Source organism: Streptomyces sp. SDr-06 (assembly GCF_003324565.1).
Classification (GTDB): Bacteria; Actinomycetota; Actinomycetes; order Streptomycetales; family Streptomycetaceae; genus Streptomyces.
On record NZ_QOLA01000001.1, the window covers coordinates 443,624 to 458,124 of the forward strand.

The 14,501-nt window shown below is 72.0% G+C and carries 15 protein-coding genes; 9 read left to right on the plus strand and 6 right to left on the minus strand.

From position 1 onward, the window contains the following. Window positions 1-359 precede the first annotated feature (359 nt). The 4 genes from DT019_RS02015 to melC2 all read left to right on the plus strand — a co-directional run bounded on the left by DT019_RS02015 (window position 360) and on the right by melC2 (window position 3,882). Window positions 360-806 carry a subtilase-type protease inhibitor gene (locus DT019_RS02015; protein WP_114034798.1) on the plus strand — a complete coding sequence of 149 codons (447 nt, stop codon included), beginning with the start codon at window positions 360-362 and terminating at the stop codon, window positions 804-806. A 155-nt stretch (window positions 807-961) separates the two neighbouring features. Further along, window positions 962-2,053, plus strand: coding sequence for a phosphatidylinositol-specific phospholipase C domain-containing protein (locus tag DT019_RS02020; protein WP_114034799.1), 1,092 nt, complete (start codon window positions 962-964; stop codon window positions 2,051-2,053). 549 nt (window positions 2,054-2,602) lie between these two features. Next, window positions 2,603-3,001 carry an apotyrosinase chaperone MelC1 gene (gene melC1 / locus DT019_RS02025; RefSeq protein WP_114034800.1) on the plus strand — a complete coding sequence of 133 codons (399 nt, stop codon included), beginning with the start codon at window positions 2,603-2,605 and terminating at the stop codon, window positions 2,999-3,001. A 53-nt stretch (window positions 3,002-3,054) separates the two neighbouring features. Further along, entirely contained in the window at window positions 3,055-3,882 is an 828-nt protein-coding gene (melC2, locus tag DT019_RS02030) for a tyrosinase MelC2 (RefSeq protein ID WP_114034801.1), read from the plus strand. Between the two features lie 28 nt (window positions 3,883-3,910). Here the strand turns inward: melC2 and DT019_RS02035 are convergent, their stop codons facing one another. The 4 genes from DT019_RS02035 to DT019_RS02050 are packed head-to-tail and all read right to left on the minus strand — an operon-like array spanning window position 3,911 to window position 6,839. Beyond that, window positions 3,911-4,711, minus strand: coding sequence for a class I SAM-dependent methyltransferase (locus DT019_RS02035; RefSeq protein WP_114034802.1), 801 nt, complete (start codon window positions 4,709-4,711; stop codon window positions 3,911-3,913). Between the two features lie 22 nt (window positions 4,712-4,733). Further along, on the minus strand, window positions 4,734-5,591 hold the full coding sequence (locus DT019_RS02040) for an ABC transporter permease (protein ID WP_114034803.1): 858 nt from the start codon (window positions 5,589-5,591) through the stop codon (window positions 4,734-4,736). Next, complete coding sequence (locus tag DT019_RS02045) at window positions 5,551-6,378, minus strand: ABC transporter ATP-binding protein (RefSeq protein ID WP_114034804.1); 828 nt, start codon at window positions 6,376-6,378, stop codon at window positions 5,551-5,553. The genes DT019_RS02040 and DT019_RS02045 overlap by 41 nt, the downstream gene beginning before the upstream one ends. Then, window positions 6,375-6,839, minus strand: coding sequence for a MarR family winged helix-turn-helix transcriptional regulator (locus DT019_RS02050; RefSeq protein WP_114034805.1), 465 nt, complete (start codon window positions 6,837-6,839; stop codon window positions 6,375-6,377). Before DT019_RS02050 ends, DT019_RS02045 begins: the two co-directional genes overlap by 4 nt. A 190-nt stretch (window positions 6,840-7,029) precedes the next feature. Here DT019_RS02050 and DT019_RS02055 point away from each other — a divergent pair, with 190 nt between their 5' ends. The 5 genes from DT019_RS02055 to DT019_RS02075 all read left to right on the plus strand — a co-directional run bounded on the left by DT019_RS02055 (window position 7,030) and on the right by DT019_RS02075 (window position 12,943). Continuing rightward, window positions 7,030-8,169 carry a hypothetical protein gene (locus DT019_RS02055; RefSeq protein ID WP_388974356.1) on the plus strand — a complete coding sequence of 380 codons (1,140 nt, stop codon included), beginning with the start codon at window positions 7,030-7,032 and terminating at the stop codon, window positions 8,167-8,169. 106 nt (window positions 8,170-8,275) lie between these two features. Then, a complete protein-coding gene (locus DT019_RS02060) occupies window positions 8,276-8,947 on the plus strand; it encodes a transcriptional regulator (RefSeq protein ID WP_114034807.1) in 672 nt (223 codons plus the stop codon). A gap of 286 nt (window positions 8,948-9,233) precedes the next feature. Continuing rightward, window positions 9,234-10,787 carry an alpha/beta hydrolase gene (locus tag DT019_RS02065; protein WP_114034808.1) on the plus strand — a complete coding sequence of 518 codons (1,554 nt, stop codon included), beginning with the start codon at window positions 9,234-9,236 and terminating at the stop codon, window positions 10,785-10,787. Window positions 10,788-10,901: 114 nt separating this feature from the next. Further along, window positions 10,902-12,377: an MFS transporter gene (locus DT019_RS02070; protein ID WP_114034809.1), complete on the plus strand. Its 1,476-nt coding sequence runs from the start codon at window positions 10,902-10,904 to the stop codon at window positions 12,375-12,377. Beyond that, window positions 12,374-12,943 (plus strand): TetR/AcrR family transcriptional regulator, encoded by a 570-nt coding sequence (locus DT019_RS02075; RefSeq protein WP_114034810.1) that lies wholly within the window; start codon window positions 12,374-12,376, stop codon window positions 12,941-12,943. Before DT019_RS02070 ends, DT019_RS02075 begins: the two co-directional genes overlap by 4 nt. Before the next feature lie 15 nt (window positions 12,944-12,958). Here the strand turns inward: DT019_RS02075 and DT019_RS02080 are convergent, their stop codons facing one another. Together DT019_RS02080 and DT019_RS02085 are read right to left on the minus strand one after the other, a co-directional pair. Next, window positions 12,959-13,153, minus strand: coding sequence for a ferredoxin (locus DT019_RS02080; RefSeq protein WP_114034811.1), 195 nt, complete (start codon window positions 13,151-13,153; stop codon window positions 12,959-12,961). Window positions 13,154-13,188: 35 nt separating this feature from the next. Next, entirely contained in the window at window positions 13,189-14,421 is a 1,233-nt protein-coding gene (locus tag DT019_RS02085) for a cytochrome P450 (RefSeq protein WP_114035279.1), read from the minus strand. Window positions 14,422-14,501 lie beyond the last annotated feature (80 nt).

Sequence of the window (14,501 nt, forward strand, 5' to 3'; positions counted from 1 at the left end):
GGTCCCGGAGCCCCACCGCGTGAAGATCGCGCGCACTGGCCCGTTCCGTCCCCGCTCTTTCCGGCCGGAGGTCCGGTGCAGCACCGCGTCGCCATCTGACCAGTCCTCAATTCAGCCTAAGATTCCCAGAATTAAGCCTTCCGTTGCCTTGAAATCGACCAGCCACCCCTCAACATGCCCTTCTTTTGGACGACGTTGACGGGCTCGGCGACCTGCGCTCCCGCGCCATGTCCTGCGCCGATGCGGCTCCGGGGAGTGACTTCACGTGACCGAATGTGTCCGGCGTGGCGCGCGGCGGTCTTCGCCTCGGGAGAGACTCCTGTTCGTTCTTCGGAAACCAACCCCCAGGAGTGTTCGAAATGCGGAAGATCGCAGCAGTCAGCGCCGTCGCCGTCGCCTTACTGGCCAACGGACTCGTCGGTACCGGTCTCGGCAGCGCGTCCGCCACCCCGGCCGGGGCCATGACGCCGATGAGCCTGTATCCGCCGTCCGCCCTCGTGATCTCGGTCGCGGACGGGACCGGCGACGACGGGGGCGCCGTCCAGCGCGCGGTCACCCTCAGCTGCGCCCCGACGCCGTCGGGCACGCACCCCGCGCCGGCCGCGGCGTGTGCCGAACTAAAGCGCGTGCGGGGTGACTTCACCGCCCTGTCCGCCAGTGGCGCCCCCCGCATCTGTACCCAGCTGTGGAAGCCGGTCACCGTACGGGCGGACGGCGTCTGGAACGGCAAGCGCGTCAGCCATGTGCAGACCTACCCCAACTCCTGTCTGAAGGCAGCGGGTTCGGAGGCCGTGTTCAACTTCTAGCCCGGCGGGCCCGGGTCCCGTGGACGGCACCCTGCGGCCGGACCGGCCGCAGGGGGTGACAGGAGGAATCCAACTCGTGTTACTTGACATGTCTTCGTCGCTTCATTCGACGATGGCACCGTCCTGACGGAGAGTCACCCCCACTAGGAGGACCCGTGTCGGATCCCCGGCCCAGACGATTCACGCCCCGGCTGCGCACAGCCCTGCTCGGCGCGCTCGCCACCTGCCTCGCCCTCGCCGCGACGGGCGCCGGCGGCAGCGCTTCGGCCGCGGGGCCCGAGACTCTGCCACTGTCCGGGGCCACCGTCTCCGGCCTGCACAACACCTACGATCCGGCCGCCTTCCCGTATCTGGCACAGGCCCTGGACACCGGCACGTCGATGATCGAACTCGATGTGTGGGACGACTTCATCACCAAGGAGTGGAAGGTCAGCCACTCCAACCCGCTGGGCAACAGCAACAACTGCGTCAACGCGAGCACCCCGGCCCAGCTCTACACCGGCGGCGCCAACAAGAACCTGGAGAGCTGCCTGGACGATGTAAGGGTCTGGCTGGCGGCCCACCCCGGGCATCCCCCGCTCGTCATCAAACTGGAGATGAAGGCGGGCTTCCAGGCCACGTTCGGCATGGGCCCCGCCAAGCTGGACCAGACGATCAGCGACCACCTCGGCTCGGCGGTCTTCCGCCCCGCCGACCTGCTCGCCAAGCCCGGCGGCGGCCAGTACGCCACTCTCGACGAGGCCGCCAATGCGGGCAACTGGCCCGCCCGCAAGGATCTCGCGGGCAAGGTGATGCTCGAAGTGATCCCGGGCACGGTCGAGGAGAACAACCCCGCCGACAGCCTGTGGACGGACGTCGAGTACGCGCGCCACCTGCGCGACCTGGCCGCGGCGGGCCGCACCTCCCAGGCCCAGGTCTTCCCGGCCGTCCACAACGCCCAGGCGGGCGACCCCCGTTCACGCTACGCGGACGCCTCGATCCGCCCGTGGTTCGTCGTCTTCGACGGCGACGCCGCGACGTATGTGAACGGCACGATCGACACCGGCTGGTACGACACGCACCACTACTTCCTCATCATGACGGACGCCCAGAACGTCCCGCCGGTGCTCGACGACAAGAATCCGGCACCGGCCGACGCGCAGGCCCGGGTGGCCCGGCTCGCCGCCGCCCACGCCAGCGTCGCCTCCAACGACTGGACCTCTCTTCCCCAGGTCCAGTCACTCGCGCTGCCCCGCGGGGTGGGCTGACCCGGGCCCCTCTCGACCCTCCGCGTCCAGCAGCACCTTGACGGCCGCTCGCGCCCCGTCGGCACCCAGCCGACCGGCGCGGGCGGCCGTCCCTGTGGGGCAGCGAACGAAGTCCCCTGCCTGATCGGACACTTCCGGCCATTGGCCGACCGGAGGCGGGCGTTTCCGGTCGCCTTCCGCACGTGAGGGCAGCCACACTCCGCGCACCACGGCAACAAGATTTTCACAGAACCGGCATGCTCCGATAAAAATCTTCACAGTTGGCGGCCCGGCGACGGGATGCCAGCAAGATCCCCCTTGTTGAACACTGCACTTCGAATCGGGACATGTCCGCATAGCGGCCAACCCGTATCTCCCGGCTTCTGTGGCGAGGACCCCGACCGGTAGGGATGGATGTGCACCGGTTCGCCGGGCATCCCGGCCGTGACCAGGCCGGTCGAATGCCTCCCGGCGAGGTGCCGGGCCCTCCTCTGCCGTCCGTTCGGCGCGCACGGGCGAGGGCCCCGCGCTGGACCCTTGCCCATCGACCACACAGCTCTGGGGATTCCTATGTCTCGACCCACCCGCCGCCACGCCATCGGCGCGACCGCCGGCACCCTCGCCGGACTCGCCCTCGCGGGCACCGCCCACGCCTCCACCCCGCCCGCCACCGCCACCCCCGGGGCCACCGGCAACGGCCCTGCGGGACACCAGGACCACGGCGCGCCCGAGCCCTTCGACGAGGTGTTCCAGGGGCGCCGGATACAGGGCGCGCCCAGCACCGGACACATGCACCACGGCGCCGGCTACGCCGTGCGGATAGACGGCCAGGAACTGCACGTGATGCGGAACGCCGACGGGACGTGGATCAGCGTCGTGAACCACTACGAGCCCTTCGCCACGCCCCGCGCGGTCGCCCGCGCCGCCGTGGTGGAGCTTCAGGGCGCCGCCCTCGTTCCGCTCGCCTGACCCACGCGGCAGCCGGCCCACCTCTCGTATCCAGCCCAACCAGGAGCACACCCATGGCCATGCGCAAGAACCAGGCGGACCTCACCGCGACCGAGAAGCGCCGCTTCGTCGACGCGCTGCTTCAGCTCAAGCGCGACGGAAGGTACGACGCCTTCGTCACCACGCACAACGCGTTCATCATGAGCGACACCGACTCGGGTGACCGGGTCGGCCACCGTTCGCCGTCCTTCCTGCCCTGGCACCGCAGATTCCTCATCGAGTTCGAGCAGGCCCTGCAGTCGGTGGACGCCTCGGTCACGCTGCCGTACTGGGACTGGACGGTCGACCGCACCCCGAGCGCCTCCTTGTGGGCGGCGGACTTCCTCGGCGGCACCGGGCGCAGCCGGGACGGCCAGGTGATGGACGGGCCCTTCGCGCAGAGCGCGGGCGGCTGGACCCTCAACGTCCGGGTGGACGGCCGCACTTATCTGCGCCGGGCGCTGGGCGCGGCGGTCGCCCAGCTGCCGACCCGGGCCGAGGTCGACAGCGTGCTGGCGATGACGACGTACGACATGGCGCCGTGGAACAGCGCCTCCGACGGCTTCCGCAACCATCTGGAGGGCTGGCGCGGGGTCAATCTGCACAACCGCGTCCACGTGTGGGTGGGCGGCCAGATGTCGACGGGGGCCTCGCCCAACGACCCGGTGTTCTGGCTGCACCACGCGTTCGTGGACAAGCTCTGGGCGCGGTGGCAGGCCAAGCACCCCGGCTCGCCCTATCTGCCGACGGCGGGGACCCCGGACGTCGTGGACCTGCACGACACGATGCGTCCGTGGAACAACGTGGCCCCGGCCGACCTGCTCGACCACACCCGCTACTACACGTTCGACTCGGCGGCCTGATCCCGCGCCCGGGTCGCCGGTCCCCCGCTCAGGCGGGCCGGCGGCCCCAGGCGGAGATCATCGGCGAGGTCGCCAGGTCGAGACGGCCCGCGGCGACGCTCGCCAGATGGCGCTCGATGTCGTCGTCGCTCGCCAGGCCCCGGTCGACGAGCTGGTCGCGGACCTGGCGCACGGTGGCCGCTTCGAGCACCGCGCTCGCGGGCGAGGTGACCGGGAAGTACGCGTCGGCCTCCACCCCGTCCAGGCCCAACTCGCGCAGCAGGCGCGGGAGTTTGCGGCCGTACGAGAGGTCCGCGCCGCGCTCGGCGAGGAGTGCGCGAAAGCCCCGGCGCAGCCGGTTGGCGCGTTCCTGCTCGGGGCCGTATTCGTCGAGGCAGAGCAGGGGCTGAAGGGCCGGGTCGGCGTCCTCGATGAACAGGACGCCGCCGGGGCGCAGCGCCCCGAGCAGCGAGCGCAGGGCGCGGGCACGGTCCTTCACATGCACCAGGACGAGACGCGCGTGCACGAAGTCGAAGGGCCCGGCGGGCGCTTGTTCCTGCCCGACGTCGTGACGGGCGACCTCGACGTTCGGCGGCAGGGTGGCGCCCGTCAGCCATCCGGTGTCGAGGTCGGTGGCGAGCACCCGGCCCTCGGGACCGACGCGCTCGGCCAGGGCGAGCGGGACGGAGGGACCGCCCGCGCCGACCTCCCACACGTGGTGGCCGGCGCTCAGGCCCAGGGCGTCGAAGTGGCGCAGGGTCGAGGCGTCGAAGAGTTCGGCGAGCGCGTCGAACCGTTCGCCCGCCTCGGTCCGCCGGTTGTCCAGGAGGTATCCGTTGTCCTCGGTCATAGCGATCATGATGGCAGGGCGTTCACCGGGCCAGCCTGCCGAGCAGCGAGGAGGCCGCCAGGATGCCGAGCGCCGCCGCGAGCAGCAGCACCCCGTAGTCGAGGCCGAGATGGGTGGGGGTGCCGAGCAGCAGGCCGCGCAGCGCGTCGACCTGGTAGCTCAACGGGTTGGCCCTGCTGACGGCCTGGAGCCAGCCCGGCATGATCGACACCGGGTACAGGGCGCTGGAGCCGAAGAACAGCGGCATGGTGATGGCCTGGCCGATGCCCATCAGGCGGTCGCGGGTCAGCACGATCCCGGCGATGGACATCGACAGGCAGGAGAAGAAGGCCGAGCCGAGCACGACCGCGACGCCGACCCCGAGCAGCTTCAACGGGTTCCATGTCAGCGCCACGCCGAGCAGCGCGGCGATCGCGATGACCACGACCGCCTGGATGAGCGCCTTGACGCCGGCCGCGAAGGCCTTGCCGGTGATCAGCGCCGCGCGGGGCGTGGGGGTGACCAGGAGCTTGGTGAGGATGCCCGAGTCACGCTCCCAGATGATCATGATCCCGTAGAAGATGGCGATGAACATGGCGGACTGGGCGATGATGCCGGGCGCCAGGTAGTCGATGTAGGGGATGCCGCCCGTGGGGATCGCCTTGATGCGGGTGAAGGTCTCGCCGAAGATGAGCAGCCACAGCGCGGGCTGTACGGCGCGGGTGTAGAGCTCGGCCCGGTCGTGCCGGAGCTTTTGCAGTTCGACCGCGCACAGCGCGCCGACCCGGGCGGGCAGCACGCGCCAGCCGGTGCGCGGGCGCGGCGGCACCAGGAGCAGGTCGAGGTCCCCGGCGGTGGCGTCAGCCGAGGCGGGCCGCGGTGCGGCGGGTGCTGCGGACATCGCGGAAGTCACCTCCCTGGCTGTCGAGCCCGCTGCCGGCGACGTCACGGAAGACGTCCTCCAGGGTGGGCGGTGGCTCCTCGGGCCCGCGGCGCTCGCGCAGCTCGGACTTGAGCCCGTCGGGCGTGCCCAGGGCCCGTACGCGGCCGCGGTGCATGAGCGCGAGGCGGTCGCAGTACTGGTCGGCCTCGTCCATGTGGTGCGTGGTCACGAGGACGGTCATGCCGGTGGCGGCGCGTACGGCGTTGATGTGGTCCCACACACTGGTGCGGGCGATCGGGTCGAGGCCGATCGTCGGCTCGTCCAGGATGAGCAGCCGGGGCGCGCTGACCAGGGCCTGGGCCAGTTCGAGGCGGCGGATCATGCCGCCCGAGTACGTTCTGGCCATGCGGTCGGCGGCCTCGGTGAGGTCGACGGCGTACAGGGCCTGCTCGACGCGGCGGGCGCGTTCCTTGCGCGGGACGTCGAAGACCCGGGCGAACAGGGCCACGTTCTCGCGTCCGGTCAGACCGGCGTCGGCGGACAGTTGCTGCGGCACGTACCCGAGCAGGCGGCGCACCGCCATCCGCTCCCGGGCGGCGTCGTGCCCGAACACCCGGACGCGGCCGGCCGGAACCGGCAGCAGGGTGGTGACACAGCGGATCGCGGTGGTCTTGCCCGCCCCGTTCGGCCCGAGCAGGCCGAAGACCTCGCCCGGTGCGACGGCCAGGTCGAGCCCGTCGACCGCCCTGGTCTCGCCGAAGGCGTACTCGAGGCCCTGGCACGCCACCGCGTGGTCGTCGCTCATGTTCCCTCCGCTTCCTCGTGCAGGTTCTCGGCGAGCCGGCGCAGCGCGGGCAGCGCGGCGGCGAGGGCGGCCCGGTCGGCCGGGTCGAGGCGGGCCACCTGGTCGCGTACGAGCGCGGCGCGCCGGCGCTGCCAGTCGCGCAGCCGGTCGAGGGCGGCGGGGGTCGCGTACAGCAGGGCCGAGCGGCGATCGCCCGGGGCGGTCTCGCGCCGCAGGTATCCGTCCTTGACCAGCTGGTTGACCAGGGTCGAGACCGAATTGGCCGCCAGGTAGAGCTCCTTGGCGGCGGCCGACACCCCGATGCCGGGCCGGGTCGCCACGAGACGGAGCAGTTCGACGTGGGCGCCGCGCAACGGGGGCGCGGTCAGCCCGCGGCGCAGCCGGCGCCGGACGAGCCGCTGGACCGCGGCGAGCACGTCGGCGAAGGAGTCGTCGAACGGCTCGGCCTCCTCGACAGCCATGTCCCCATTTTATCTCTCACTCAGAGGTAACGGCCAGACCGCGGTACGGTCGGCCCGCGCGGGGTGTGGCGGCGGCCACAGGGGACCCGCTGTGAGAACGAACCGGGCCCGCATGACATCTTTCCCCGGGGCCCCACGTGCTCCACGGAACGCCATTCGTATCGGGCAGGGAAACAGGAGCTGAACGCACGTGCCGGCCATCAGTCAGAGGATGCATCTGATCCTGCTCTCCGCGTGGACCGCGCTGTGGTTCGCCGTGGTGGAGCCCAACGGCGGCTTCTCCTGGCACTATCTGCGCGCGGGCGGCGAGCTCATCTTCCAGGGGCCCTCCGGTGACGGCACCGGAGGGCTCAACCTCTACGCCCACCACCCCGAGCTCCAGATGGGCCCGGTCAGCTTCCTGACGGCCGGGCTCTTCAACCCGTTCCCCGACCACACCGGCCAATTCCTGGCCGCCCTGCTGATGTCGGTGCTCGGCCTGGTGATCGTGGTGCTCGCCGGACGCAGCGCCGCCTGGTACTTCCTGGGGACCGGCACCAACCACCAGCGGCTGCGCCAGCGGGTGCTCATCGCCGGTCTGGCCTTCATCCCGATGTGGATCGAGGTGTCGGTGCGCTTCGGCCACCTCGACGACGTCCTCGCCCTGTTCTTCACGGCGCTCGCCGTCCGCTCGGTGACCCGCGACAGCGCCGTGGGCACCGGCGTGTGGCTGGCCCTCGCGATGGACTCCAAGCCGACCGCGGTCACCTTCGCCGCGCTGCTCTTCGCCCTGCCGCGGCACCAGTGGCTGCGGGCGGGCCTGTGGTGCGCGGCGGTCCTCGCGGTCGCCTGGGCGCCGTTCTTCCTCAACAATCCGCACTCGATGTCGGCCGCCGGCTTCGCGATACCCAACCAGCCTGCCTCCGCCCTGCGCTGGCTCGGCGTCGCGGACGCGCAGACACCCGGCTGGGACCGGCCCGCGCAGGCGGCGCTCGGCCTTCTGCTCGGCGCGATCGCGGTGTGGCGGGGGCGGTGGGCCGCGGTGGTGCTGCTCGGCGCGAACGCGCGGATCGTCCTGGACCCCAGCGTCTACACGTACTACACGGCCTCCGTGCTGCTCGGCACCCTGCTGTGGGACGTGATCGGGCAGCGCCGGCTGGTGCCCTGGTGGAGCTGGCTCGCGCTCCTGACGCTGTACGGGAGCGTGTTCGTGGTGCCGGACGACGCGGCGCGGGGGCTGATCCGGCTGGCCTTCGTGATCGTGTCGACGGCGTACGTGCTGCTGTGGCCGCAGCGTGACAGGACCCGGGACCGCCGCCGAAGGCGCCGGTCCGCCTCCGTCCCCGCCTGAGTGGGTATGCGGACCGCGCCGACCGTCCGTCACCCGGTGAGCGCGGACCGCGCCGCGTGAGACGCTGGGACGGTCCGCACCGGCAGACTTGCGAAGAGGGTCCCCCATGACTCGTCAGACGCGTACGGCCAAGGAGATCATCGCGGCGACGTCGGCCGCCCTCGCCCCCGCGGCGGACGACAACCCGCTGGTGCCGCTCGTCGAAGCGGGCACGGCGCCGCTCTCCGCGCTCGCGGGACTCGCCCTGGAGCAGCGCCACATCATCGCCTCCGACCGCCGCGCCTTCGTGTTCCTGGCCGAACGCTCGGGCAAGGGCGGCGCGTGCGCGGAGTTCTTCGACTCGCTGGCCCTGGGCGAGACGCTGGCCCTGGAGCGGCTCGCGGCGTACGAGACGGCCTGCGGGCTCACCCCGGAAGCCATCGGCCAGTACGAGCCGAAGGCGGGCTGCCAGGCCTACCCGGCGTATGTGGCCTGGCTCGCGCTGAACGGCGAGCCATCGAGCGTGGCGCTCGCCCTCACCGCCAACTTCGCGGCCTGGGGCGGCTACTGCGCCCAGCTGGCCGCGGCACTGCGCGGCCGGTACGGGTTCACCGACGAGGCGTGCGCGTTCTTCGACTTCTTCGCGGGACCGGCGCCGGAACTGGAACAGCAGGCCATCGCGGCCGTCGCCGCCGGCTCGGACGACGCGCACGGCGAGGGCGTCGGCAGCGGGGCCCACTACGGACGGCTGCTCCAGCGGTACGAGTCGATGTTCTGGACCACGCTCGCCGGGGCCTGACCGGCGACGGCGGAGCCGCGCCGCCCGGCCCGCTCGGCCCGCCCGCGATTCGGCTCGAACCCGCCTTCCTGACCATGGAGTTGATGGGCCGCTCCCGGCCCGCGACGAGGAGCCGCGCGGGAACCTGGACCACCTCGGGGGTGGCATCCGTGCCACCCCCGGTCGGGGTGGTGGCCGGATCGCCGCAGGGGGCCCGGGCGGTGGACGATCGACCGACCGAGGCACCGGAAGGGGTGCGGCGCGGATGACCGGCCCCCCTTCGCACCACCAAGGGGGAGAGAGACCCATGCAGTTGTTCAGGAAGCCGGGCCGCTGGGCCGCGGCCGCCATGTGCGGCCTGCTCGCGGCGGCGGCCCTGCCGGCCGGCGTGGCGAGCGCCGCCGCCCGGAGCACCGTGCCCGACCGCTACCGCCTTCAGCGGCTCGTCTGGCAGCCGTGCGCGTCCGGGGCGCTGGAGTGCGCGACCATGGCGGTACCCCGGGACTGGCACCACGCCGAGGCCGGGCCGAGCCTGAGCATCCAGGTCTCCCGGCACCGCGCGACCGGTCCCGGCGCACGGCGGGGCGTGCTCATGATGGCGGCGGGCGGCCCCGGCGCCTCGGGCTTGCGCCGCCCGGCCGAGTTGACCCGGCTCAGCCCGAAGCTCGCGGCGGCGTACGACGTGGTCGGCTTCGACCAGCGCGGGGTCGGGGCGAGCACCAATGTGGTCTGCTCGGACCAGGACAAGGTCGACGCCCTTTTCACCAGCGGGGACCTGCGGGACCGTTCGCCCCGGGCGGTGGCGGCCACGTTCGGCCGCGCACGTGACTTCGTCGCGGACTGCGAACGCGCGTCGGGCGGACTGCTGCCGTACATCACCACCGATCAGGCCGTGCACGACATGGATCTGTACCGGTCGCTGCTCGGCGTGGACCGGGTGTCCTACTACGGGCCGTCCTACGCCACCGTCCTCGGGGCGTACTACGCGACCGAGTTCCCCCGCCGGGTCGAGCGGGTCGTCCTGGACAGCGACGTCGACTTCACCGGCAGCTGGGAGTCGTTCCTGGTGGGGCAGCCGATGAGCTTCCAGCGCCGGTTCGAGCAGGACTTCCTGCCCTGGCTGGCGAGGAACGACCGGGCGTACCACCAGGGCCGCACCCCCGCCGAGGCGAAGGCCTCCTACGAACGGCTGCGGGCCGCACTGCGCGAGCACCCGCTCGACCTCGACGGCACCGTGATCACGGGCAACCACCTGGACGCCGCCGCGATCAACGCCCTGTACGACGCGTCCGGCAGGTTCCAGGACTTCGCCTCGCTGATGGGCCTGCTCGAACATCCCGAGAGCGCCCCCGCGGACGCGAGGAAGAACGTCGCCGACCGGCTCAGGCACTTCATGGGGGCCAACTTCCTCGCCAACTTCTTCTCGGTCACCTGCGGCGACACCCCGTGGAGGCGCGACAGCCGCTACTGGGTGGACCAGAGCGCCCGCGCCACGAGCGCCACCCCGCTGGCCGGAGCCCAGGAGCTGACGTACGCGGCGATCTGCGCGAACTGGCCGCGGTCCAGGGCTCCCCACATCGAGGTGACCGGCAAGGGGCTGCCGCCCGTGCTGATGCTCAACTCGACGCACGATCCGGCCACGTACTACGAGGGAGCGCTGCGCGCCCACCGCGGGCTCGCCGGCTCGCGCCTGATCACCGTGGACGGCGGTGACCACGGCCAGTTCCAGCACGGCAACGCGTGCGCGGACGCCTACGTGGAGGACTACCTCCTGTCCGGCACACTGCCCGCCGAGGACACGACGTGCGCGGGCGTGCCGCTGCCGGAGCCCGCGCCACGCGGCGGGAGCACCACGCGGTAGTGCCGGGCGGTGCGGGCCCGATTCCCGCAGGACGGGGAACACAGGGTGCACAAGCGTTTACCCTGAGGGTGAACGGATGTGCACCCTGCCCGCGCTCCAGCCGTACGGAGAGTCATGCCCCCAGCGATACCCGCGCCCGCCGACCCGCCGCGCCCCCGCTCCTTCGTCGGAGTGCTGGCGTTCTGCGGAGTCGTCGTGGCTGTCATGCAGACGCTGGTGGTGCCGCTGCTCCCGCATGTGCCCGCCCTCACCGGCAGCACTCCGGCCGCCGCGAGCTGGCTCGTCACCGTCACGCTGCTGACCGGCGCCGTCTTCACCCCGGTCCTCGGCCGGGCCGGTGACATGTACGGAAAGCGGCGGCTGCTGCTCCTCTCGCTCGGGGTGCTCACCGCCGGCTCGGTGATGTGCGCGGTCAGCTCGCACATCGGGGTGCTCATCGCGGGCCGCGCCCTGCAAGGAGCCGCCCTGGCGGTGATCCCCCTGGGCATCAGCATCATGCGGGACGAACTGCCGCCCGCGAAGGTGCTCTCCTCGGTGGCGCTGATGAGCTCGACGCTCGGCATCGGCGCGGCCGTGGGGCTGCCCGTGGCGGCGCTGGTCGTCGAGCACTTCGACTGGCACACGATGTTCTGGGCGTCCGCCGCGCTCGGCGTGCTAGACATCGCGCTGGTGCTGTGGTGCGTGCCGGAGTCGCCGCTGCGCTCGCGCGGCCGGTTCGACTCCGTGGGGGCGCTCGGGCTCTCGGCGGCGCTGGTCGCCGTGCTCCTCGCCATCACCCAGGGCGCCGACTGGGGCTGGACCTCGCCGCGCACCCTCGCCCTGCTCGGCGCGGCCGCGGTGATCTGGCCGCTGTGGGGCGCGTACGAACTGCGCACCCGCTCACCCCTGGTGGACCTGCGGGTGTCGGCGCGGCCCGCGGTGCTGCTCACCAACGTGGCGGCCCTGCTCATCGGGTTCGCCTTCTACGCCAACTCGCTGGTGACCGCGCAGATGGTGCAGGAGCCCAGGGCCACCGGGTACGGCCTCGGGGCGTCGATCGTGGTCAGCGGGCTCTGCCTGCTGCCGGGCGGTCTCTCGATGGTGGCGCTGTCCCCGGTGTCGGCCAGGATCTCGGCGAAGTACGGCCCCAAGGCCGCGCTCGCCCTCGCGGCCGCCGTCATGGCCGCGGGGTACGGGGTGCGGTTCTTCACCAGTCACAGCCTGCCCCTGATCATCGCGGGGGCCACGGTCGTGTCGTGCGGCACCGCGATCGCGTACTCGGCGCTGCCCGCCCTCGTGATGCGCGCGGTCCCGGTGAGCGAGACGGGCGCCGCCAACGGGCTCAACACGCTGATGCGCTCGGTGGGACAGGCCTGTTGCAGCGCGGTGGTGGCCGCCGTCCTGGCGAACGTCACCTTCGAGGCGGGCGGCCGCACCGCGCCGACGCTGCACGCCTATCTCCTGGTGTTCCTGATCGCGGGCGGCGCCGCGCTGGCCGCACTCGCCGCCACGCTGTGCCTGCCGGGCCGCGCCGCCCCCGCCGCGGGTACCGTCGGGGCGGGGCGCGGCGAGGGCACGCCGGGACGCAGGACGGCCGAGGAGAGCGCATGACGGGGCAGCGGGCCACCGGTGCCGACACCGGAACGGGCAAGGACGCGATCCTGCGGGCGGCGCGCCGGGCGTTCACCCTGCGTCCGTACGCCGAGGTCACGATGCGGTCGATCGCCGCCGACGCCGGGGTGAGCGCCTCGCTCATCGTCAAGCGGTTCGGCAGCAAGGAGCGGCTCTTCCACACGGTCGCGGACTTCGGACCCGCCGCCGACGCGCTGTTCGCGGCGCCCCTCGAAGGGCTGGGGCGGCACCTGGTCCTGACGATGGTGCGGATGCGGCGCGAGGACCAGGGGGATCCGCTGCTTCGCGCGGTGTTCTCCCTGGGGAACGTGGATGAACGGACCCTGCTGCGGGAGCGGTTCCGCGAGCAGGTCACGTCCCGGCTGGCCGGTCAACTGCGCGGCGGGGAAAGCGAGTTGAGGGCCGAGTTGATCGCCGGACTGCTGCTGGGCCTGGGCGCGACCCTCAGTCTGCACCGGCCGGGCGCCGGGGAACGCGCCACGCCCGAGCAGCTGGCGGATCTCTACGCGCCGGCTGTGCAGCGTCTGATCACCGGTTCCGACTGACCGGAACCGGTCCTCTCACTCGTCGTGCACGGTGATGGCCTGCACCGGGCAGGCCCGGACGGCCTCGCGGACCAGGGGGTCGCCGCCGCCGTCCTCGCGGCCGGGCAGCAGCTCGCTGAACCCGTCGTCGTCCTGCGTGAAGACGCCGGGGGACGTCAGCACGCACTGGCCCGCGCCGATGCAGACGTCCTGGTCGATGCTGATCCGCATGTGCGGCTCCTTTCCTTCCGTCGGTTCCCGCGCCGCTACCAGGCGACGGGGAGTTCGACCATTCCCTGGATGGTGTCGCCCGGTTTGAACGGGATCTCGTCGGCGGGCACCGCCAGGCGAAGGCCGGGCAGCCGGTCGAAGAGGGAGCGCAGCGCGATCTCCATCTCGGCCCGCGCCAGGTTCTGGCCGAGGCACTGATGGATGCCGAAGCCGAAGGCGACGTGGTGCCGGCTGGTGCGGTGCCAGTCGATCCGGTCGGGGGCGTCGAAGCCGGCGCTGTCCCGGTTGATGATCGACGTCGAGAAGACGACGCCGTCGTCGGCGCGGATGGTCCGGCCGCCGATCTCGATGTCCTCCAGGGCCACCCGCAGCATTCCGTCGGCGATCGACAGGTAGCGGAGCAGTTCCTCGACCGCGGCGGGCATGAGCGCCGGGTCGGAGCGCAGCTCGGCCAGCTGCTCCGGGTGCTGGAGGAGCGTGAACGTGCCGAGCGAGATCATGTTGGCGGTCGTCTCGTGGCCCGCGACCAGCAGGATGGTGGCGAAATCCACCAGTTCCTGCCGGTTCAGCGCCCCTTCGTTCAGGCGCCGCTCGATGAGTTCGTCGAGCAGCCCGTCGCCGGGTTCGGTCTGCTTGCGCTCGATCAGCCGGACGAAGTAGTCCTCCAGCGCGTCGCGTGCCGCCTCGACGTCGGTGGTTTCCGGCCCGCGCAGGAGCTTGCGGGACTGGCCCTCGAAGAACTCGTGGTCCTCGTAGGGCACACCGAGCAGCGCGCAGATGACCATCGACGGCACCGGCAGCGCGAACGCGCTCACCAGGTCCGTCGGCGGTCCCTGCTCGATCATCGCGTCGAGCAGCCGGTCCACGGTCGTCTGGATCTGCGGCCGCAGGGAGGCGGTGCGCTTGAGGGTGAAACTGGGGATCAGCATCCGGCGCTGGGTGGCGTGCTCCGGATCGTCGGTGCCGAGCAGCGCGGCGCGGCGCCGGGTGATCCCGGCGAAGCGGGCCGTCGGCGAGGGGAACGCCTCGTTGAGCCGGTCGCTGGAGAGCCGCGGGTCGGCGAGCAGGGCGCGCGCCTCGGCGAGCCCGGTGACCATCCAGACGATCCGGCCGTCGTAGAGCCGGACGCGGGCGAGCGGGCGCTCGTCGCGCAACGGCTGATATGCGGTGGGCGGGTGGTAGGGGCAGCTGCGGTCCTGCGGGAAGGAGACGCTGCCGGTGTCGGTGGCGGTGTGGTCCGTGTTGACGCTGGTGTCCGTGCCTGTCATGTAGACCTCGCAAGCGAAGGGTTCCGTCTTGCCGATCTCCACTACATGCCTCGGGCACCTATGACGTCTACGCGTTCTTC